Annotated in this window: 17 protein-coding genes and 1 pseudogene; 3 read left to right on the top strand and 15 right to left on the bottom strand. The window is 53.6% G+C overall.

The features are described from left to right. Positions 1–206: 206 nt before the first annotated feature. The 3 genes from BUA56_RS09785 (at position 207) to BUA56_RS09775 (ending at position 2,160) form a co-directional block, all read left to right on the top strand. Complete coding sequence (locus BUA56_RS09785) at positions 207–536, top strand: plasmid mobilization protein (RefSeq protein ID WP_008978030.1); 330 nt, start codon at positions 207–209, stop codon at positions 534–536. After that, the gene (locus BUA56_RS09780) at positions 497–1,843 is read left to right on the top strand and encodes a relaxase/mobilization nuclease domain-containing protein (RefSeq protein WP_008978031.1); all 1,347 of its coding nucleotides are present in this window, start codon (positions 497–499) and stop codon (positions 1,841–1,843) included. The genes BUA56_RS09785 and BUA56_RS09780 overlap by 40 nt, the downstream gene beginning before the upstream one ends. Positions 1,844–1,908: 65 nt before the next feature. Continuing rightward, a complete protein-coding gene (locus BUA56_RS09775; RefSeq protein ID WP_002585088.1) occupies positions 1,909–2,160 on the top strand; it encodes a helix-turn-helix domain-containing protein in 252 nt (83 codons plus the stop codon). Positions 2,161–2,337: 177 nt separating this feature from the next. Here BUA56_RS09775 and BUA56_RS09770 read toward each other — a convergent pair whose 3' ends face one another. The 15 genes and pseudogenes from BUA56_RS09770 to BUA56_RS09700 form a co-directional block, all read right to left on the bottom strand. Beyond that, entirely contained in the window at positions 2,338–2,703 is a 366-nt protein-coding gene (locus tag BUA56_RS09770; protein ID WP_067539660.1) for a cysteine-rich VLP domain-containing protein, read from the bottom strand. Then, the gene (locus tag BUA56_RS09765) at positions 2,700–2,906 is read right to left on the bottom strand and encodes a transposon-transfer assisting family protein (RefSeq protein ID WP_002569181.1); all 207 of its coding nucleotides are present in this window, start codon (positions 2,904–2,906) and stop codon (positions 2,700–2,702) included. The genes BUA56_RS09770 and BUA56_RS09765 overlap by 4 nt, the downstream gene beginning before the upstream one ends. 2 nt (positions 2,907–2,908) lie before the next feature. Next, complete coding sequence (locus BUA56_RS09760; protein WP_008978032.1) at positions 2,909–3,862, bottom strand: hypothetical protein; 954 nt, start codon at positions 3,860–3,862, stop codon at positions 2,909–2,911. Positions 3,863–3,865: 3 nt separating this feature from the next. Further along, positions 3,866–7,234: an antirestriction protein ArdA gene (locus BUA56_RS09755; RefSeq protein ID WP_008978033.1), complete on the bottom strand. Its 3,369-nt coding sequence runs from the start codon at positions 7,232–7,234 to the stop codon at positions 3,866–3,868. Between the two features lie 240 nt (positions 7,235–7,474). Next, positions 7,475–9,565 carry a DNA topoisomerase 3 gene (locus BUA56_RS09750; RefSeq protein WP_008978034.1) on the bottom strand — a complete coding sequence of 697 codons (2,091 nt, stop codon included), beginning with the start codon at positions 9,563–9,565 and terminating at the stop codon, positions 7,475–7,477. Between the two features lie 15 nt (positions 9,566–9,580). After that, positions 9,581–9,769: a hypothetical protein gene (locus BUA56_RS09745; RefSeq protein ID WP_002569177.1), complete on the bottom strand. Its 189-nt coding sequence runs from the start codon at positions 9,767–9,769 to the stop codon at positions 9,581–9,583. Further along, entirely contained in the window at positions 9,766–10,497 is a 732-nt protein-coding gene (locus BUA56_RS09740) for a DUF4366 domain-containing protein (RefSeq protein WP_479724297.1), read from the bottom strand. Before BUA56_RS09740 ends, BUA56_RS09745 begins: the two co-directional genes overlap by 4 nt. Further along, the gene (locus BUA56_RS09735; RefSeq protein ID WP_002569175.1) at positions 10,460–10,738 is read right to left on the bottom strand and encodes a DUF4315 family protein; all 279 of its coding nucleotides are present in this window, start codon (positions 10,736–10,738) and stop codon (positions 10,460–10,462) included. Before BUA56_RS09735 ends, BUA56_RS09740 begins: the two co-directional genes overlap by 38 nt. Before the next feature lie 38 nt (positions 10,739–10,776). After that, positions 10,777–12,846: a C40 family peptidase gene (locus tag BUA56_RS09730; protein WP_002569174.1), complete on the bottom strand. Its 2,070-nt coding sequence runs from the start codon at positions 12,844–12,846 to the stop codon at positions 10,777–10,779. Positions 12,847–12,881: 35 nt separating this feature from the next. Beyond that, complete coding sequence (locus BUA56_RS09725) at positions 12,882–13,841, bottom strand: DNA-methyltransferase (protein WP_008978036.1); 960 nt, start codon at positions 13,839–13,841, stop codon at positions 12,882–12,884. Continuing rightward, positions 13,838–16,276, bottom strand: coding sequence for a VirB4-like conjugal transfer ATPase, CD1110 family (locus BUA56_RS09720; protein ID WP_067539662.1), 2,439 nt, complete (start codon positions 16,274–16,276; stop codon positions 13,838–13,840). Before BUA56_RS09720 ends, BUA56_RS09725 begins: the two co-directional genes overlap by 4 nt. Next, on the bottom strand, positions 16,227–16,628 hold the full coding sequence (locus tag BUA56_RS09715) for a PrgI family protein (RefSeq protein ID WP_067539664.1): 402 nt from the start codon (positions 16,626–16,628) through the stop codon (positions 16,227–16,229). The genes BUA56_RS09720 and BUA56_RS09715 overlap by 50 nt, the downstream gene beginning before the upstream one ends. A gap of 177 nt (positions 16,629–16,805) precedes the next feature. Next, positions 16,806–17,675 carry a VirB6/TrbL-like conjugal transfer protein, CD1112 family gene (locus BUA56_RS09710; RefSeq protein WP_016289915.1) on the bottom strand — a complete coding sequence of 290 codons (870 nt, stop codon included), beginning with the start codon at positions 17,673–17,675 and terminating at the stop codon, positions 16,806–16,808. Between the two features lie 19 nt (positions 17,676–17,694). Further along, positions 17,695–17,787, bottom strand: a pseudogene (locus BUA56_RS23980) (Maff2 family mobile element protein); the annotation flags it as partial. A 90-nt stretch (positions 17,788–17,877) separates the two neighbouring features. Next, positions 17,878–19,488: a recombinase family protein gene (locus tag BUA56_RS09700; RefSeq protein ID WP_002569232.1), complete on the bottom strand. Its 1,611-nt coding sequence runs from the start codon at positions 19,486–19,488 to the stop codon at positions 17,878–17,880. Positions 19,489–19,570: the final 82 nt, after the last annotated feature.

The following is a 19,570-nucleotide window of genomic DNA, read 5'->3' as shown; positions in this document are numbered from 1 at the left end:
CGTTTTTCTTTTGCGGAAGTTTGGCAAAATAGCTTTTTCTCCGTAGTAAGGGATAAGGGCATAAGGGATAAAAACATTCGTAGCAAGCATAGGAAGCGGGTACCCACTTCCGTATTTTCGCCCTCCCGCGCTGCGGCGCGTCGGTTGAAAATGGCTTGTTGGGAAGTGTCCCAAACCCTCGGAACGGAAAGGAAAGGAGCGAAGCAATGGACGGACGGAAAAGGACGGTGCAAATCAAATTCAGAGTGACGGAAGCGGAACGGGATTTAATACTGGAAAAAATGAAGCTCGTACCCACCCGGAACATGGCGGCGTATCTGCGGAAGATTGCCATTGACGGGTATATCATTCAGATAGACCACGCCGATATAAAGGCAATGACCGCAGAGATACAGAAAATCGGTGTCAACGTCAACCAGATAGCCCGCCGCGTGAACGCGGCGGGGAACGCATACCAAGAGGACATAGAGGAAATAAAGGGGGTGCTTGCGGAGATATGGCGGTTACAAAGATTAAGCCTGTTAAAAGCACCCTAAGCAAAGCCCTTGACTATATCGAAAACCCGGACAAGACGGACGGGAAAATGCTCATATCCTCTTTCGGCTGCTCCTATGAAACGGCAGACATTGAGTTCGGCTATACCCTCTCGCAAGCACTGGATAAGGGCAGCAATTTAGCCTTTCACTTGATACAGTCCTTTGCGCCGGGGGAAGTGGACTATGAGAAAGCCCACGAAATCGGGAAGCAGCTTGCCGACGCGGTGACAAAGGGGCAGCATGAATATGTTGTGACGACGCACATTGACAAGGGGCATATCCATAACCACGTCATTTTTTGCGCGGTGAATTTTGTAGACCATCACAAATACAATTCCAACAAAAGGAGCTATTACGGCATACGGAACATGAGCGACAAGCTGTGCCGGGAAAATGGCTTGTCCGTCGTCGTCCCCGGCAAGGGCAGCAAGGGAAAGAGCTATGCGGAGTACCAGGCAGAAAAGACGGGTACAAGTTGGAAAGGCAAGCTAAAGATTGCCGTTGACGCGCTTATCCCCCAAGTTTCCAGTTTTGAGGAATTGCTAACGCGGTTACAGGCGGCGGGCTATGAGATAAAGCCGGGGAAATATGTTTCATGCCGCGCCCCCGGACAGGAACGCTTCACCCGCCTAAAAACCCTCGGCGCAGACTATACAGAGGAAGCCATAAGGGAACGGATAGCGGGCAGACGGGCAAAGGCGGCGAAAGCCCCCAGAGAGCAGCGCGACGTTTCGCTGCTTATCGACATTGAGAACAGTATCAAGGCGGCGCAGAGTAAGGGCTATGAACAGTGGGCGAAAATCCACAATCTGAAACAGGCAGCTAAAACCATGAATTTCTTGACGGAACACAAGATTGAACAGTACGCGGATTTAGTCAGCCGGATTGAGGAAATGTCAGCGGAAAGCGGACAGGCGGCAGACGCATTGAAGAACGCGGAAAAGCGGCTTGCGGACATGGCGGTGCTTATCAAGAATGTTTCCACCTACCAAAAGACAAAGCCCGTCTATGACGCATACCGCAAGGCAAGGAACAGGGAGAAGTACCGCGCCGGACAGGAACAGGCGATTATCCTACATGAAGCCGCCGCAAGGTCGTTGAAAGCGGCGGGCATTGCAAAGCTCCCGAACCTTGCCGCGCTGCAATCGGAGTATGAAGCCCTCCAAGCGCAGAAAGAAGCCCTTTACGCCGACTATGGGAAGCTGAAAAAGAAAGTCCGGGAATATGATATTATCAAGCAGAACATTGACAGCATTTTACAGGCAGACAGGCAGCCGGAACGTGAAAAGGGAACAGAGCGCGGATAAGGATAGCAAAATCCCCGCCGCTGTGCTATGATAAGGCTATCAAATACAGACAGGAGCGTTGAAGCATGGAAAACCAGAAAATGCCGGAATATGAAACCATACGCGCCGCCGTTGCCGGGGAAAAATGGGCGGTGGAGAAAGTCGTGGAGTGCTACAAGGACGAAATCGACAGGCTATCGACGGTAGCGGTCAGACAGCCGGACGGAAGCACGAAACAGGAAATCAACGAAGATATGCGCCAGTCTATCACAAAGAAGCTGATAGAAGCCCTCCCGCAGTTCCCACTTGAAGAAATGGAAAAGGGAAATGTCAGATAGGCAAAAAAAGAACAGGACGCGGAAGCCGGTATATGACTTCCGCGCCCTGTCTTTTTATGGGTGCTGTTTTCGTGAATGTTACGCAGTAGAACGCCATTTTCGGGGATAAAGGTATAAAGTATCGCCTATCCGATTTTCACGCCCGGAAAGCCCTGTAAATCAAGGGATTTTCCGCGCCTACTGCGTAACAGGGGTGCGTCTTTTCCTCATGCGCTCGGCGGCTTGTCTGCGGGTGATACGCTTCCGGCAGACGGGGCAGTATTTGACACTGTTAGAGGTTGACGCAAAGAACGCGCCGCACTCGGTACATTTCTTCTTATCCCCTGTCTGGTAAAGCTCCGCATAGAGCAGCCTGTCGGCGGGAAGCACCGCAACCCGGAACCACTTGCAGAGAAGCGAATAGGAAATGAGCTGCGGACATACGCATTCGTCTCCGTCGTCCAGTAAGATACAGTTCCCGTTATCATAGTTGCAGCACGTCCGGCGCACAAGGGCGTTGACTTTCCGGCTCTGGGGCGGCGTCAGCCGCTTAACCCCGTTCATACTTCATCAGCGGCGTAAATGGGAAGCTCTGCAAATTCCGCTTCGGTCAAAGCGTCCACTTTGGAAAGGGTGCGCTTTGCAAGCTCCCGCATATCCGCGTCCATGTAGGGCAGCGCGGCGTTGACATTCTCAATCAAAGCCCGCTTGCCGCCCTCGTTGTAAATGCTCAAAAGGTTTGTTTCTTCAACAGTCAGTCTAATCATGCTCATACCTCCATATCGTGATTTTTTGTTTTTGCCGCCGCCTTTTTCGGGGCGGTCTTTGCCTTGTCTGCTTTAAGCTGCGCCCGGATAGAGGGGCGGGGCTTCCTTATCTCCCTGTCCCGGTTCTCCCCCTTGTCAATCAGCGCATACGTCCCATGTCTGCCCTCGATTTTGGAAAAGGAAAGAGTCTTATAGGGCAGCATGGAGAAAAGGCGGTCAGTGTCCTTTGTGGCTGCAAGCCGCATGAACGCCGGGGAAAGCTCTGCCATGAAATGGGTCTTGTTCGGGCTATTCGGCTCATAGTGCCGCTTCATTTCCCGCACAATGCGCCGCGCTTCCGTTTCAATCAGCCCGTCCCGCAAGGCTGTGATATGCGCCTTGAAGTCCCCCGGTGGAAGCTGCTCCCGGCTGCGCCGTTCTTCCTGTAAGAGTGATTGCAGCGCGTCCGGGTCGTCGGGTAGGGCTTCAAAGCGTTCAAACTTCCCAAGCTGCGGGTCTGGGTTGCCGTTGAAGAACCGTCCGGCGGGTATCTCCCTTTCCCCTCGCTCATAAATCAGCTTCACCGTATCGGCGGGCAGTTCCTTTTCCTTGACGCGCTCATAATGTTTAGCGTAGTCCAGTTCGTACAGATTGCCCTTAATTTTCCCGCGCTCCTTTCCCGTCAGCTCGATTGCATAGGCAAGGACGCGGTCGCTTGTCTGCTCCATGTAGAAACGCCATGTGTTGTGGGGCGCGGTGTCTTTGAGGAAAACGTCGCGCTCCCGGAAACAGTGCGTCCCGGACGGGCGGCAGAACCACAAAAGGGTCTTGTCCTCCCTGTTGGGGCTTGCCGCCGCCTTTGCGATAATCTCTTTGTCAATGTCTAAGTCGCTCTGGTAAAAGCCTGTGTTCTGCTTCATAATCGCTTCAAGGGAAGCGAACAAATCCACGTTTTCAAATTTACTCTGTTCCGGCATGGGTCAGCTCCTTTCCAAGTCCTGTGACTTCTGCTTTGCGTTTTTCTTCTGCGCCTTTTCCTTGTCGGCTCTAAGCTGCGCCCGGATAGAGGGCTTTTTTTCCGGCTTCGCTCCCTTGCCGCGCTCCTTGTCGGCTTTGACAGCGTTAGCCAGGTCAACAAGGGAAATCTGCTCGCCCGCCTTTACCTTTGCTTCCAGTTCGTCAACGGTGGGGGTGTTGTTGATGATACCGTCAATCATGTTTCCGTTCTGCTCTATGGTCTGCTCGGCGGTTTTCAAGGGATTGTCCCGCTGCGCCTGTTCTGCGGCAACGGCAAACGCCCGCGTCCCATTCCCCATAATCAGATACTTTCCGTCGTCCGACTGGTGGTGAAAGCCATATCCGGCGGCTTCTATCTGCTCCCGGCTCATAGCGGTTACATGGAAAGTCCCTCTCGGTGTTTTGACAGTTTCGCCCGTTTCCAAGTCGTCCGGGGTAAGCTGCTTCTGCTCCTGTAAAAACTCCGGCACTTCCCGGAAACCTACACTGTCAACGAAATGCGCCGCGTCCTGTCCGTCCTGATGAAGCACTACCACGTCCGAAACGGAAAGGCTGTGTCCCTTAAAATCTTTGGGGTGGTCGATATTGAAACGGGTGTAAATATCTTCAAGGGAAGTTTCCGGCGCAAGGGGCGCGGAATAGACAAGCTCATAGTTCGCCCTGTCAACCACATTTCCCGCCGCCTGCAGGCGGTCGTATGGCTCAAAGCGGAAATCCCTTGTTTCGTCCCCGCCTTTTATCTGGTAAATGGAAAAGGTGTCTTTGTCCTGTCCGGCGGTCTGCGCCGTTTCCTGTGCCTTTGCGTAAAGCTGCTTTACGTCGCCCTCGGTCAGCCCGCCGCTTTTGAGCTGCCCCATAAGCTCGCGGCATTTCTCCGGCGTTCCCGTATAAAGCACGTCGCCCATTTTCGCCCGCCCGTTCTCCTGTGTCACATAGGCTTGCAAGAGGTGGCTGTTTTCCGGGCTGTCGCCGTAAGGGTTCCGGCGCATCTTGTAAATCGTTTCCGGGGTAAAGGCTTCTTTCGGGGCTGCGCCCGCCTTTTCCTGTGCGCCGGATTTTCCCGGTGCGGCTGCTTCCGGCTTCTCTTTCCCGGCTGTATCTGCCTTTGCCGGGGCTTCCGGCTGCGGCTGTTCTTTCGGGGCTGCCTTTTCCTCTCTGGTGGGCTGCTCCTGTCCGGCGGTCTGCTCCTTGTCCTGTGCCTTTTGCAGCTCCGCAAGATTTTCGTCTATGGAATTGATAATCTCGGCGGCTGCGCTGCGTATCGTTTCAAGGGAGCTTTTCAGCTCGGACAGCTCCCGCCCGCTGCTCCACCCGGCGACATAGCCGAAAGAGTAGTCCGACGTGTCAAGCCCGTAATGTTGGCAGACAGTATAGGCGACGCTTTCCGCTTCGACTTCGCGGGTGCGGCGGTCAACGTGGGGCTGCTGCTCGTCCTTTGGCGCGTTGAGGTCAATGTCGTGCAGCTTCGCATGGGCGATTTCGTGAATGGCGGTCTTTAAGGTCTGTAATTCGCTCATGCCCTCGTTGATAGCAATGCGCTTGTCCTCCAAGTGGTAGTAGCCATGAGAGCCGCCCTCGATATTCTCAAAGGCGATAGGAACGGGGGAAGTCTTTTCAAGGGCTGCGAAAAAATCCTTGTAGCGGTCAACGTCGCCCGTCAGCTCGTCAACGGCAATATCCGGCAGCTCCTTTCCCTCGGTCTGGGAAACGTCAAAGACGGATACCACCTTGTAGGCGGGTATGGTGACTTCCTTTTCCTCGGTGACGGGCTTTCCATCCTTGCCGATTATGGGCTTCTGTGTGTGCGGGTCGATTTTCTGCATTTCCTGTTTGATTTTATAGGGCGACGGGGCAATGATTTTAATTCCCTTTTGCCCTTTCATCACGTTTCGCTCAAAGTTATTCTTCCAAGCGGAAAAGCCCGCCACAAGGGAAGCGTCCGGCTTCTGCATGGCGATAAGGACGGTGTTTCGGAAGCTGTAATTATGGAATTTTGACATGACTTTCAGATATTCCTTGTAACGCTCGCTGTCAAAGAGTTCCGCAATACCCTGTTCCAGACGGTCGGTAATCTCTTTTAATTTCTCGGCGGGCTTCTCGCTCGTCAGCACGATAGGGATAACCGGGCGCGGCTCCTGTGGCTGCTCTGCGGTCTGCGCGGTTCTCTGCCCCGGCGCGGCTGCGTCAAAATCTGCTTTTTCCGGGTCGGGGCGTGACCGCTGCGGGGGCTGCGGCGTTACCCGGTATTCCTGTGGAACGTCGCGCCCGTCGTACCATTCTGTAAAGGTGTTGCGGTTGTTGTAGATATAGCCCTTTTCGGTAAACATACCGTCGTCGTTAATGGAAGCGTCGCGCCCGTATTCCTCATACATGAAATACTTTTTCGCTTCTTCGGGCAGTTCGGGTTCTTCCAGTTCATCAACCAGATAACGCCCGTATTCTTCTTCATTGTGGACGGACGGATAAATCCAGTAGCAGTCAAGGTTTTGTGCAAGGTTGATGATGTCCTGTAAGCTGTCGGCATGGTCGCCGTATTCAATGGCTGCAATGAATTTCTCCCGGTCGTCGTCAAACTGCATTTCCAAGAGCTTCCCTAAATAGTTCAGCTCGTCGGGGTGGGAATACTCGCTTAAATGTTCCGCCAAGCCGGGGATAGGGGATTGAAATTCTGTGAAATGCCATTCCTCGTAATGCTTGAAGTCAATCCCGATACGGTCAAAGACTTCTTTCAGATGTTCGGCAGTCGTGGGGAACGTCACCCATTCGCCCGCGGGTCTGCCCTCGGTGTACTTCCCAAGATTGGAAAGATAGCCGCTTAAAATCGGTTCTGCCATTTGTTCGCTCCTTTCTTTTTCAATCATGCGGTGCATAAGCTCAAAATCCTCAATGCTCATGCTCCCGTCAAATACATAGGGGTTAAAATCCTCTCCGTCCCGGTAGGGCTTTTCGGAAAAGGGAAGCCCCGCTTCATGGGCGGCTGCCCTCGCTTCCTCGATAACCTCCGGGGGAAGCCTGTCGTCATGCGCCCCGATAAAACCGTCAATGTCGTTCATGCTGTTTTCGTAGTGGTAGCGCACTCCGGCGGTCAGCTCGTCAAGGCTCATGTCCTCGCCTAAATGCCCGCAGTAATAGCCGTTTAGGATAACGGCGGCGGGGTCGGTGCTTTTGATTTCCTCTAACCGGCTCCTGTCCTCCGGGTAGAGGGTGTCGTCCATATCAAGATGAAAATATTCCGCGTTCCATGAACGCCCCTGTTTCCAGAACGCCACCCATGCGATACCGTCCCTAAGCTCGTCTTGATAGTCCTTTACGGTGTCCCGTAAACTTGCCATAGTGAAAAACCTCCTTTCTTTGGGGCAGCGTCACAAGCTGCATTTTTGGGCTGCATGGTCTACTACGGGTACGCCCGCATTTCTGCCAAAGATTTCTCAAAAATTTTTAGAGGGTGAAGCCCTCCGCAAAAGAGGGTTTGGGAAACTTCCCAACAAGCAAAATCCCCGTCCGGCGCGTCAGCGTCGCAACGGGGATTTACGGAAGTGGGTACCCGCTTCCTATGCTTGCTATTCAAGTTTTTAGTTCTTCTGTACTTCGATACGGTAGTTGACGTATTTCCCGCCAGTGTCAGCCAGAACGATAGTTCCGTCATAGGTCTTGCCTGTTTTCGGGGAATAGAGCTTCTTCACATTCACTTTGCCGGATTTAAGGAGCGCGGCGGCAATCTTCGCGGAAAAAGCGGTCTTGCGTTCCTCGAAAAAGCGGTCATTCTTCCACATGACAAAGGCACATTCTTTGTTGCTGCAATAATAGTTTTTCTTCCCCTCATGGACGGGGGAACCGCAACGGGGGCATTTGCCGACAGAGGGCTTTTCCTCCCGGAACAAATCCTTTTTCCCGTCCAGTGCTGCGGCGTGTGTCTGCACAAGCTCCCGCGCCATAGCTTCAATGCCGGACAGAAATTCGCCGGGGTCTGCGGCTCCCTTTGCTATCTGCGTCAGATTGTTTTCCCATTCTGCGGTAAGCTGCGGGGAAGTGAGCATATCCGGCAAGACTGATATAAGGGCGGCTCCGTTCTGCGTGGGGATAAGCTGCTTCCCCTTGCGCTCTGCAAAGCCGCCCTTTACCAGTTTTTCAATGACGGCGGCGCGGGTGGCGGGAGTGCCAAGCCCCCGGCGTTCCGCGTCCGGGTCGGTGTCCCCGTTCCCGGCTCGCTCCATAGCAGAGAGAAGCGACGCTTCGCTGTGGGGCTTCGGCGGCGTTGTGGTATGCTCCGTTACTTTTGCGGCGGGGTTAGGAAAGTTCTGTCCCTCGGAAAGCTCCGGCAGCGTCACGCCCTCATTTTCCCCGTCCTCTGCTTCGGGCTTATCTTTCAGCGTCGCCCGGTATCTGCGTTCAAGCTCTTTCCAACCCTCCGCAAGTACGGTCTTTCCCCTTGCGGTGAAGTCTGTCCCGGCGCATGAGAAAACCGCCGTAACCGCTTCATAAATATGCGGCTCGGCGGTGGCAAAAAGCAGACGCGCCCCCGCAAGGGTAAGGATATTCTTCTCGCTTTCCGGCAGCGCGTCCGGGTCAGCCTTTGCAAGCTCCATAGTGGGAATGATTGCGTGGTGGTCTGATACTTTCTTGCTGTCTAATACCTTTGCAATCTCCGGCGTGAAGTCCGCGCCCGCCATAAAGGGGAGCTTTTCGCAAAGCAGCGCGATAATGTCCGCTGCGGTGCCGCCCATGTCGTCAGTAAGAAAGCTGCTGTCCGTCCTCGGATAAGTAAGGAGCCGCTTTTCATAAAGGGATTGTGCAAGGTCAAGGGTCTGCTTTGCGGTGTAACCGAAAATGCGGTTCGTTTCCCGCTGCAAAGAGGTAAGGTCAAAGAGCTTTGGCGGGGCTGCGGTTTTCTTCTCTCTGGTAAGGGAAACGCATACCGCCTTTCCCGCTTCGCAAGCCCCTTTCAGCGCGTCGGCTTCTGCCTTGTCCGAAATCCTTTCGCTTGCCGCGTCCGCGCCGGATAAATCAAGGCGAACATGATAATATTTTTCTTTCTGGAAATGGGAGATAGCCGCGTCCCGGTCGGTGAGCATTTTTAAGGTCGGGGTCTGGACGCGCCCCACGTTCAAGGTCTTTCCATACAGGCAGGAGAAAAGCCGGGTGGCGTTAATGCCGATAAGCCAGTCAGCCTTTGCGCGGCAGAGGGCGGACGCAAAGAGCGCGCCATAGTCCCGCCCGTCTTTGAGGGAAGCAAAGCCCGCCTTAATCGCCCCGTCCTCCATTGAAGAAATCCACAAGCGGCGCATGGGCTTCTTGCAGCCCGCCACTTCGTAGACAAAGCGGAAAATCAATTCACCCTCGCGCCCCGCGTCACACGCATTTACCACTTCGGAAACGTCGGCGCGGTGCATAAGCTCTTTAATGGTTTTGAATTGCTTCCCCTTGTCCGGGTCAACGGCGTACTGCCATTCCTCCGGCAGAATGGGTAAGCTGTCAAAACTCCATTTTTTATATTGCTCCCCGTAGGCGGCAGCTTCCGCAAGCTGTACCAAATGCCCGACGCACCATGAAATGAGGTAGCCGCCGCCCTCGATATACCCGTCCTGTTTCCCCTTAATGCCAAGCGCGGCGGCGATAGTCTGCGCCATGCTCGGCTTTTCTGCAATCACAAGTCTAAATGCCATGAAAAAATCCTCCTTTCAGCGTTCCGGCGCGGTGTGCTTCTTCTCCTGTGCCTGTTTCAGACAATAGCCGATACAGGGGGATTGCGCCTTATAAGGGCAACGCATACACGCCGGGGATTTTGGAACGGGCGGCGCACTGTCACGCCGCCCGGTGGGTCTTTGTACCATCATTTTTTCTAAAGGGTTTTCGGTGAAAAGCGTCATGCTTCCTCGTCCTCCTGTTCTTCATCAGAAAGCCCGTCCCCCTCGTCCTCGTCGTAATCGTCAAAATCGAAATCTTCAAGGTCGGTGTCGCCCTTGACGTTCTGCTTTGGCTTCATAAACTTAAAATAATAGAACGCGCCCCCGCCGCCAAGAAGTGCCACGACAAGGAAAAGCACAAGCCCGCCTGTATTGCCTTTCTCTTTGGGCTGCTCTGTTGGTTTCTCGGTTTCCGGCTCCGCTTCCTTGCCGCTGCAAGCGGTCATGTTGTCCTTGCAGACAGGGCAGCTCACATTTACCTTTCCGGCTTCGCATTTATCGGTGCAACTGCAAACGGCGGGCGGGGCTGCTTCGGTGCTTCCGTCCTCCATAAGTGCTAAGAGGTCGGCTTCGTCCACTTGATTAAGGAAATGTACGGTGTCCTCGCCCTCGTCGTCCCGGTCAATGAGGATATAAAAGTAATTGCCGTTTTTGGTCGTTACGGTGATAAGCTGCTTGTTGCCGCCGAAATCGTCTACAAGGGTCGCGTTCCCGTCCGGGGTAAGGGGTTCTTCCTTTTGGGGTTCCTCGTAGACAACGCCGCTGTCGTTGGTGTCGTCCTCTCCCTCCGGGGTCTGTGCAAAAGCGGTGACGGAAAAGCCGCCCATAAGTACAAGGGCGGCGCAAAGTGCGGTCAAGGTTCTAAGGATTTTCTTATTCATTCTCGGTGTCCTCCATTTCTTCGGTGTCATGGTCTGCGGGTTCTGCGGGGTAGCCCGGCGCGGCTTCCATACCCGGAATACCGCCCCCGGAAAGCATAGCGGAAAGCTCATGCGGGGAAAGGCGCATGGAGCGCACAAGCTGTACGATTTGCAGGTTTTCCGCTTCGGTTTTCTGCGCTTCAAGCCCCCTTAATCTGTTCTGGTACTCGGTGATTTTCTCGCGGGTCTTTGCAATCTCTTTGTCGATACGTTCAATTTTGTTCATAGCCATCAATAAATTTCTCCTTTCAGATTTTCATTTTTTTGTTGTCAGTTCCAATTCATTAAGCCGTAGCCCTTGATACAGGAGTAATTGACGGGGTAGCTCTTTATCTTGCAGGCGTCGCCGGAATTGCCCTCGACGGTATAGACGCGCTCCCCGTCCGTTCCGATAACAAGCCCCACATGGTCTGCGCTCCCGTCCCCGTCCCAGTCGAAAAAGATAGCGTCGCCGGGGGCGATATTCTCATAGCCCCTCGCGCCCCATTGCCCGCGTGACTGGAACCAGGGTACGCCCTGTGACTGGCACCCGGCAAAGCGCGGCTCGCTCTTTCCGGCTTGATTGTAGCACCATGAAACGAAACAGGCGCACCATTCCACGCGGCTGTTAAATCCGTACCAGCTCCAAAAGGGTCGCCCGCCCACGTTGCCGACTTGCCGCTTCGCAAGGTCTACAACGGCGGTGTTGCCGGGGCGTGTGCCGTTTACAAGCTGTACGCCGCTTAAATCCTCGGACGCGCCCATATCGGGGGAGCCGCCGCCGAAAATCAGCGGTTTGTTTCCGCTTGTTTCCAGATAGACGCGGTACATTTCAAGCTGCTGTGGCGTTAGAAGTTCCTCCGCAATCTCGGAAATGGGCTTGTTCGTCAGCTTCACGTTGAGGATATGGTACTCGTAGGGTACTTCCTCGGTGGTCGTTTCCCCTGTTTCCGGGTCTGTGCTTGTTTCTGTGCGGTAGCGGATTTCCGTTTCTTCTGTCAGCGTCAAAGTGTACTGCATGGCAAAGACGCGATTTAGCTCTGCCTGTGCGCTCTGCGGGGTGTAGGTCTGCAAAAGGGCGGTGAGGTAGGACGCTAACTCATGGGGGTTATGCCCGATACTGTCAAGGTCATAGCGGTATTCGTCATAGCCGGGGTGGGTGCTTTCGATATTGTCAATCTGCTGCTGAAGCTCGTTTTCCTTTGCGGCGTAATTGTTCTCCGTCGCCACAAGGTCGCTGTCCTCCGACGTGTAGGAAGTCCCAAGTATGCCGTTCATCAAGCCGGAGAACATGGAACCGCAAGAGGAAAGCCCCGCCGATACCATGATGAATAAGAGCAGCGCGGCAACGGCGATACATACGCCCGCCGGGTGCCGCCCTACAAAAGCGATTGCCTTTTTTGTTTCCTCGGCGGTCTTTTTTGCCGCCTTGCGGGTGTTCTCTGCGGCTTTCTGCGCCGTTTTTGCGCCGCCTTTCCTTGCCGACTTTGCATACTGCCGCTTGATTTGCTGCTTCTGCATGAAGCGGGAAAGGGGATTGCCCGCAATCTGCGGATTGTCATGCAGGGCTTTATGGTACTGGAAATCCACATTCGCCTTGAACGCCGCTTTCTCTGCCTTTGCCGCCGCCCGGTAGGGTTTGAGCTTGTGGCTGTGGTAGCCCTCCTTGACTTTCCGCGCCCCGTACTTTGCGCCGCGCTCTGCCAGTTCTTCGGATTTGTGCGCCCCCTCAACGCCGGAATTGTCCTTTTCAACGGAATGTATCTTGTTGTGGACGAAAATACCCGCTTCCTGTGCGGGGCGGGATAGCGGGTTATTGTGGGGCTTATTCTTTCCTATGGGCTTTTCCTGTTCCTCAAAATGTAGGCGGGTCTTGCCTTTCCCGGTGGCTTCATCAAAGGTGCGCTCCCGTACAAGTTTCTTTTCTTTGGGGATAGCCGCCTTTGCCGCGTCCAGACGGTCGGCTGCTTTGTCCGATTTTCGGATATACCTTTCAAGCTCCGGCGTTGCCCGTTCCTCGTCGGTAAACTGCAAGCGGGAAGATTTTTCTTTTGCTGTGGCTTCTGCCTGTGCTTTCCTCGCCGCCTTTTTGCTCGCCTTTCTGGTACGCGCCCCGTCGATACGTTCCAAGACGCGCTCGGCTGCTGCGGTGTCCTGTTCCCGTTCTGCCCCCGGCGCATGGGGAAGCGGCGGCGTGTCGGTTAAGGGCGGGGAAGTTGCGCCGCCCGGTAGGGGCTGCGCTGCCTGTTCCGGCTGCGGTGGGGCTTCGGTCTTTGCAAAGTCCGCGTCCCTTATCCGCTTGCTGATACGTTTCTTTTTCCCGGTAGCGGCGTTTACCTCGACAGCCCCCTCGCGGGTCATTTTCTGCGTGACTTTTTCACGCGCCTTATATTGTTTTATGTGTCTGTCCCTCCAATCCGCGCCCTTGCAAGGGCGCAATACTCGGCGTTTATCTCAATGCCTATATAATGCCTGTCAAGCTGCTTTGCGGCTGCCCCCGTCGTGCCGCTGCCGAAAAAGGGGTCAAGCACAACGCCGCCTTTCGGACAGCCCGCCTTGATACAGGTTTCGGCAAGTTTTGGCGGGAACGCGGCGAAATGCCCGCCCTTGTAGGGAACGGTATTGATAAGCCACACGTCCCGCCTGTTCCGCATGGTCGGCATGAGGGCTTCGTCGTAGTAGCTGCCGCTTCGCGCCCGGTTAAGCCCCTGTACGTTCCCCTGTCCGGGTACTTCGTCCGCATATTTCTGTCCCGCGCTGCGCCCGGTGCGGTACCGCGCCGCCGTTGTGGGGGCTAACGGCTCGGCTATGGCGGCTGCGTCATAAAAATACTTCTTTGACTTCGTAAGCAGAAAGATATGTTCATAGCAGCGGGTAGGGCGGTCTTTCACGCTCTCCGGCATGGGGTTTTCTTTCTGCCAGATAATGTCGCTCCTTAAATACCACCCGTCAGCGCGTAGGGCAAAAGCTAAAAGCCAGGGAATACCGATTAAGTCCTTTTGTTTGCAGCCGGAAACGCGGTTGTTTCTTGCAATCTGCTGTCCGTTTCTCCCTTTCGGGTTCTTCGGGTCTGCATGGTAGCCTTTATTTCCTGTGCCGCAGTAGGTGTCCGCGATATTCAGCCAGAGCGTACCGTCAGAACGCAGTACCCGGCGCAGTTCGCGGAAAACCTCGGTCAGCCTGTCAATGTACTGCTCCGGCGTGTCCTCCCGCCCAATCTGCATATCAAGCCCGTAATCCCTAAGCGCATAGTAGGGCGGGCTTGTGACGCAACAGTGTACGCTTTCCTCTGGAAGCTCCCGCAAGGCATAGAGCGCGTCCCGGTTGATAATGGTGTCTGTCCTTAATTTTGTCATGCTTCGCCCACTTCCTCCGGCTTCGTCGTCATTACCCGGTAAAGCTCGGTGTCTTTCGGGAAGCGGTCTACAAAGGGCAGCACCACGTTCCCGTAGAAGATAAGCCCCTCGCCCGCTTCGGTGTGGGTGACATACTTCATCTGCTGCGGGGAGATGTTGAGCTGCTTTGCAAGGATAGCCCGGTCGCCCGCCGCCTGATTGAGCATGAGGACAAAATCAGAGTTTTCAAAGATATTCTCCACTTCGCGGGAAGCAAGCAAATCCTTGACGTTCTGCGTAATGGCTGTGGGTATGCCGCCCCATTTTCTGAAACGCTTCCAGATTTCAACGGAATAGGCGGCGGTCTGTTCCTCTTTCAAGAGAAGATGAAATTCGTCCATAAAATACCGGGTGGATTTCCTTTCTGCCCGGTTGACGGTGACGCGGTTCCATACCTGGTCCTGCACAATGAGCATACCTAACTTTTTGAGCTGCTTCCCAAGCTGCTTGATGTCAAAGCAGACAAGGCGGTTAGAAAGTTCCACGTTGGTACGGTGGTTAAAGACGTTCAAGCTGCCGGAAACGTAAAGCTCCAATGCCGCCGCGATACGCGCCGCTTCCGGCTCCGGCTGCTTCAAAAGCTCGTCGTAGAGGTCGCCCAAGATAGGCATTTTCTCCGGGTCGGGGTCTGCAAGGAAAGGGCGGTACACGTTCCTAACGGCGCGGTCAATGACGGTCTTATCGACGGGCTGCAAGCCCTCCTTGCCGCCGATTACAAGCTCGCAGAGGGAGAGGATAAAGTCGGATTTCAGCGCAAGGGGGCTGTCGTCCTCGGAATAGTTGAGGTTAATATCCATAGGGTTCACATACTGGGGCTTCCCGTCAATGCCCTTGCCCGTAGGCGATAACCGTATCACTTGCCCGTCAAGCCGCTGCACAAGGGAAAAATACTCTGCTTCCGGGTCGCAGATAATTATGTCGTCGTCGGTAATGAGGAAAGCGTTTGTCATTTCCCGTTTGGCGGCAAAGGATTTCCCGCTTCCCGGCGTACCCAAGATTAAGCCGTTGGGGTTCTTTAGCTGCTTGCGGTCGCAGAGTATCATGTTGTTAGACAGGGCGTTTAAGCCGTAGTACAAAGCCGCGCCCGTCTGGAAAAGCTCCTGTGTGATAAAGGGGATAAAGATAGCGGTGCTTGACGTGGTAAGCCCTCTTTGAATGGGGATAAGGTTCTCCCCAAGCGGTACAGAGGACATAAGCCCCGCTTCCTGTTGGTAGTCAAGGCGGGTCAAGGCGCAGTTGTTCTTCTGTGCAATGCCCGCCGCCGCGAATACGTCATTTTCCAGTTTCCGCTTCGTGTCCGCCATGTTCACCACAAGGAACGTCAAGAGGAACATTCTTTCATTCCGGCTCTGCAAGTCCTGTAAGAGGTTCTTCGCTTCGCTGCCGAACGTGGCAAGGTCGGACGGGATTATATCCATGTCGTAGCCGCTGCGTACCGCTTTTTTCTGTTCCTCGATTTTCATTTTGTCAAGGTCGGTGATTTTCCGCTTGATTGTCTTTATGGCTTCGGTCTGGTCGATACTGTGGATATGCAGATTGACGATAACGCCCGTTTCCAAGTCCAGAATATCCGATAAGATACGGTCGTTTAATTCCGGCGCAAGGATTTCAAGGAATGAAACCGCGCCGATTTTGCGCCCCATGCGGAAATAACGCCCCTCGCCAAAACGGAAAGAGGATGGGGCGATAAAGTCCTTTGTGGAAAGCCCGGACGGGGCAAGCCATGAAAAATCAAAGGCAAACTGCCCGCCCTCCGGGTGGAAAATGCCATGCAGCATTTTAAGGCGTTCATAGCCTGTCATGGGGCGGGCAGACACGCCCAAGAGCTTAAAGTTGTTGAGTACGTCCGTTTCGATACGGGCAAGGCGGGATTTCGCCGCGCCCAGACTGTCGGCTTCAATGGCAAAGGTGATATATTTTGCTTTGACAAGCCCGTTGTTTCCCTTTGCAAGCTGGTTTTTCAGCATATTCCGGTATTCTGTGCGGATAGAGTTGAAAGCGTCCTCCTGTGCCGGGATATTGACCGCCTTTTCCGCTTCGCCCCGCTGCGTCCCCTGATTGATGAAAGAGAGCTGCACCGAAACGGAAGCGTCAAAGTAGTTGAGGAAGTCGCACCAGTTCTCAAAAATGGCGGTCTTGTCGTCTGCCTGTGCAAGCTGATAGTTAATATCTTCAAAGGCGACGGTCTTTGAGTATTTCCGTCCCGTAACCTTGCAGATACCGTCCGGGTACATCTGGATATAGGGGATTGTCTGCTGTGCGGTGTGGGCTTTCCCGTCGCCCTTTGCCTGTCTGATGATTTCCGCAATCTGCTTTTTCTCGGCGCGGGTGAGCTTGCGGGGCGGGTTAGGCTTTGCGCTTCCCGCCGCGCTGTTTCTTCGTGTTTCCTTTTGCAATCGCTGATACCTCCTTTTCAAGTTTTCTCTGCCGTTCTAAGACGGAATAAAAGTTGTCTGTCCTGTATGGTCGTTCTTTGGGGGCTATGAATTTCGTCCGTATGATGTTCTTCACCACCACTTCAAGGGGCTGTCCATGCTTTTCATACATGGCGAACAGGAAACAGGGCAGCATGACGGCAATCATAGCCATAGACGCAAGGCTTGTGCCTGTGCTGTCTTTGAGCAGAAAGAAAAGCGGAAGCCCTAACAGGAGAGCTACCGCAAAACATACAATCTGCCGTTTGGTAAGGTTGAAAGCTACTTTTGTCTTGACTTTGGATAAGTCTTTGGGTACGGGTACATACGCCAAGTGGAAACCTCCTTTCTCTGGGTTTTTTGCTGCTGTAAGTTCCCATAGGGGTAATCAAGGCAAAGGTCAATTTCTGCCCTTTGCCCGTCCCTATTCTATGGGGTTTTCCCGCGTCAAGGTCGGGTAGTATTTTCGCCGCTTTGCTCTGAAAATCTCCACCCTACCCTTGACACGCCGCTAATGCGCGGAGAAAATCGACTTCGCCAGTGCGCCGGATTTGAACAGGGAGAAACAGAGGATAACGGTATAGGCTGCAAGGGAAAAAATCGCGCTGTGCAGGTTGTCCGCTATTATCATGTTGTTCACCAAAACCGCGTAAATGCCGACGCATATCATTATGAGGAAGCCTTGAAAGCCAAGCGCGAACAGGGATTTTAGGTAGTTGTTCCCTATCTGTCCCCATTCCCGATTAGTCATTGTTGCGAACGGGATAGGCGATACCGAACAGTAAAGGTAAATTTCTATCATTCTGCCGTAGAGGATAACGGTTATCAGTACGGACATGATTTTCATGCACAAGCTCACAAGGCTTGTTTCCATGACAAGTAAGAGCAGTTCGGGGATTTCCATAGCGTCAAGCCCGCTTTGCATGGAAGCAAGGGCGGCGGCAACATCAATCTCTGTGCTGCCGCCGATTACCCCCGCCGCGCCGGAAACAACGTGCTGCGCCATATCGAACACCGCCATAGTGATGTCAAAGGTGTGCGTCACAAGGTAGACTGCCACAAACGCCTTGAACACCCACTTGAAGAACATGGAAGTGTCAACGTCGTGCATATTGTTCTTTTCCGTTACCATGCTGATAAGCTCATAGCATAGGACGTAGGTAATGACAAGCCCCGCAATGGGTACGATTACATTCTCACTAAGCGTCTGTATCATGGAGAATATATTTGCGTTCCACCCTTGCGGGGTCTGCCCTACCTCTGCGGCGATAGTGCCGACTTTCTCGTTTACGTCCCCGAACATAGTTGACAGATTACCGTTTATGGCTCCTATGAGGATTTCCTTTATCCATTCGTTAATCGCGTCAAGTATGCTCTGCATAAGCCTTTACCCGCGCTTCTTAACCGAACAAGCCGGAAAGCAGCGGTACAAGGGTCATGCCGATAAGGGCAACGCCGCCGCCCGCCATAAGCTGCTTCATGCCCTGGCTTTTTACTGATGTGTGATAAAGAAGTAATAGAAGTGTAAAAAATTTTGCCGTTCCTATCCGGCACTTAGCTCTTGTGTCGGACAGGTCGGGCGGTTATTCGGGCAAGTCCACCTTGCCAACAAAAGAATAATAAATCTCAATGTCCTGCCTACGGGTCTTGTTCTCGTCATAGCTGCACTCATGCACAACGATTTTCTCTACAAACTCCCGCAACAGAGTAGGGGTAAGTTCTTCAAAGCTGGTATGCCGCCGGACAACATTCATAAACTTTTCTGCGTTCACGGTGGCTTCCTGTGCTTTGGAAAGCTCCGCTTGAATAGCAGCGGCTCTTTCTTTCAGCTCCCGTTGCTCTGCTTCATAGTCTGCCGACAGCTCTGTGAAACGCTCGTCTGATATGCGCCCGGTCACGCTGTCCTCATACAGCCGCTTGAAGATAGCGGATAACTCGGCTATGCGTTTCTCGGAGGCTTCCAGTTCCTTTTTCTTGGCGGCGTTCCTGCGTTTGCCCCCGTCCTCGTTCTGCTCAATCAAGAGTTTCATAAACCGGGCTTCATGCTTTGCCGCATAGCTGGTCACTTTCCGCAGATTGGAGAGTACACCAGCGGTCAAGAGGTCGGTGCGGATAAAGTGCGCCGTACAGTCATGGGTGCGTTTCTTGTAGTTGCCGCAGATATAACAGTCCTGCTTGCGCTTGTCCGTCTGGTATCGCTGCTGATACATCACGCTGCCGCAGTCCGCACAGAACAGTATGCCGGAGAACAAACCCACTTCATCATAGCGGTTTGGGCGTTTGCGCTGTTTGCGAAGCTCCTGCACCCGTTCCCATGTTTGGGTGTCTATGATAGGCTCGTGGTGGTTCTCGAAAATCACTTGCTTTTCCGGGGGATTTTCTACACTGTGCTTGACTTTGTAAGAAAGTTTTTCTGTCTTGAAATTTACCAGACAGCCTGTGTATTCCCGGTTTTCAAGGATATGCACTACGGTATTGGTCGCCCACTTGCACTCATAGCCGGGGTGGTAGCGGCGGGTGCTGCCCGTCCTGCGGTATTCAAGCGTTCCCGGCGTGGGGATTTGCTGCTCTGTGAGCATACGGGCTATCTTGGTCGGACCATTCCCGGCAAGACAGAGGTTGTATATCTGCTTGACTACGGGTGCAGCTTCCTCGTCAATAATGAAATTTTCATCCTCGTCCATGAGGTAGCCATACACAGGCTTGCTTGTGATGGGCTTGCCATTCATGCCTTTTGAGCGTTTTACTGCTTTGATTTTCTTGCTCGTATCTCTCACCAGCCATTCGTTAAAGATATTCCGCAGCGGGGCAAAGTCATTGTCGCCCTGTGCGCTGTCCACTCCATCATTGATAGCGATGAAGCGGACACCTTTCTGTGGGAAAATCATTTCCGTGTACATTCCCACTTGCAGGTAGTTTCGCCCTAACCTCGACATATCCTTTACGATAACTGTCCCGACTTTTCCGGCTTCAATGTCCGCAAGCATGGCTTGAAAACCGGGTCTTTGAAAGTTCGCACCAGAATAACCGTCGTCCGTGTACCAGCGCAGATTGGAAAAGCCGTTCTGCTTTGCATAGGTTTCAAGGATACGCTTCTGATTGGAAATGGAATTGCTCTCGCCTTGCAGCTCGTCCTCATGGGAAAGTCTTGGGTAAAGGGCGGTAATTGGTTGTTGGTTGGTCTGTCTTAACATAAAATCCTCCGTTTCCGACAGCCAGCCCCACTATTCCGTACCTTGATTGTACCACATGGGGCGGCTGTCTGTATAGCGGCAA

Origin of the sequence: Lactonifactor longoviformis DSM 17459 (genome assembly GCF_900129135.1) — a bacterium.
Lineage (GTDB): Bacteria > Bacillota > Clostridia > Lachnospirales > Lachnospiraceae > Lactonifactor > Lactonifactor longoviformis.
Note: the sequence above shows the minus strand (reverse complement) of the source record. Positions and strands in the feature narration are given on the sequence as shown.

Coding starts and splice junctions, on each gene's coding strand:
- BUA56_RS09785 (WP_008978030.1), top strand. CDS start 207: ATGGACGGACGGAAAAGGACGGTGCAAATCAAATTCAGAGTGACGGAA.
- BUA56_RS09780 (WP_008978031.1), top strand. CDS start 497: ATGGCGGTTACAAAGATTAAGCCTGTTAAAAGCACCCTAAGCAAAGCC.
- BUA56_RS09775 (WP_002585088.1), top strand. CDS start 1,909: ATGGAAAACCAGAAAATGCCGGAATATGAAACCATACGCGCCGCCGTT.
- BUA56_RS09770 (WP_067539660.1), bottom strand. CDS start 2,703: ATGAACGGGGTTAAGCGGCTGACGCCGCCCCAGAGCCGGAAAGTCAAC.
- BUA56_RS09765 (WP_002569181.1), bottom strand. CDS start 2,906: ATGATTAGACTGACTGTTGAAGAAACAAACCTTTTGAGCATTTACAAC.
- BUA56_RS09760 (WP_008978032.1), bottom strand. CDS start 3,862: ATGCCGGAACAGAGTAAATTTGAAAACGTGGATTTGTTCGCTTCCCTT.
- BUA56_RS09755 (WP_008978033.1), bottom strand. CDS start 7,234: ATGGCAAGTTTACGGGACACCGTAAAGGACTATCAAGACGAGCTTAGG.
- BUA56_RS09750 (WP_008978034.1), bottom strand. CDS start 9,565: ATGGCATTTAGACTTGTGATTGCAGAAAAGCCGAGCATGGCGCAGACT.
- BUA56_RS09745 (WP_002569177.1), bottom strand. CDS start 9,769: ATGACGCTTTTCACCGAAAACCCTTTAGAAAAAATGATGGTACAAAGA.
- BUA56_RS09740 (WP_479724297.1), bottom strand. CDS start 10,497: ATGACACCGAAGAAATGGAGGACACCGAGAATGAATAAGAAAATCCTT.
- BUA56_RS09735 (WP_002569175.1), bottom strand. CDS start 10,738: ATGGCTATGAACAAAATTGAACGTATCGACAAAGAGATTGCAAAGACC.
- BUA56_RS09730 (WP_002569174.1), bottom strand. CDS start 12,846: ATGACCCGCGAGGGGGCTGTCGAGGTAAACGCCGCTACCGGGAAAAAG.
- BUA56_RS09725 (WP_008978036.1), bottom strand. CDS start 13,841: ATGACAAAATTAAGGACAGACACCATTATCAACCGGGACGCGCTCTAT.
- BUA56_RS09710 (WP_016289915.1), bottom strand. CDS start 17,675: ATGCAGAGCATACTTGACGCGATTAACGAATGGATAAAGGAAATCCTC.
- BUA56_RS09700 (WP_002569232.1), bottom strand. CDS start 19,488: ATGTTAAGACAGACCAACCAACAACCAATTACCGCCCTTTACCCAAGA.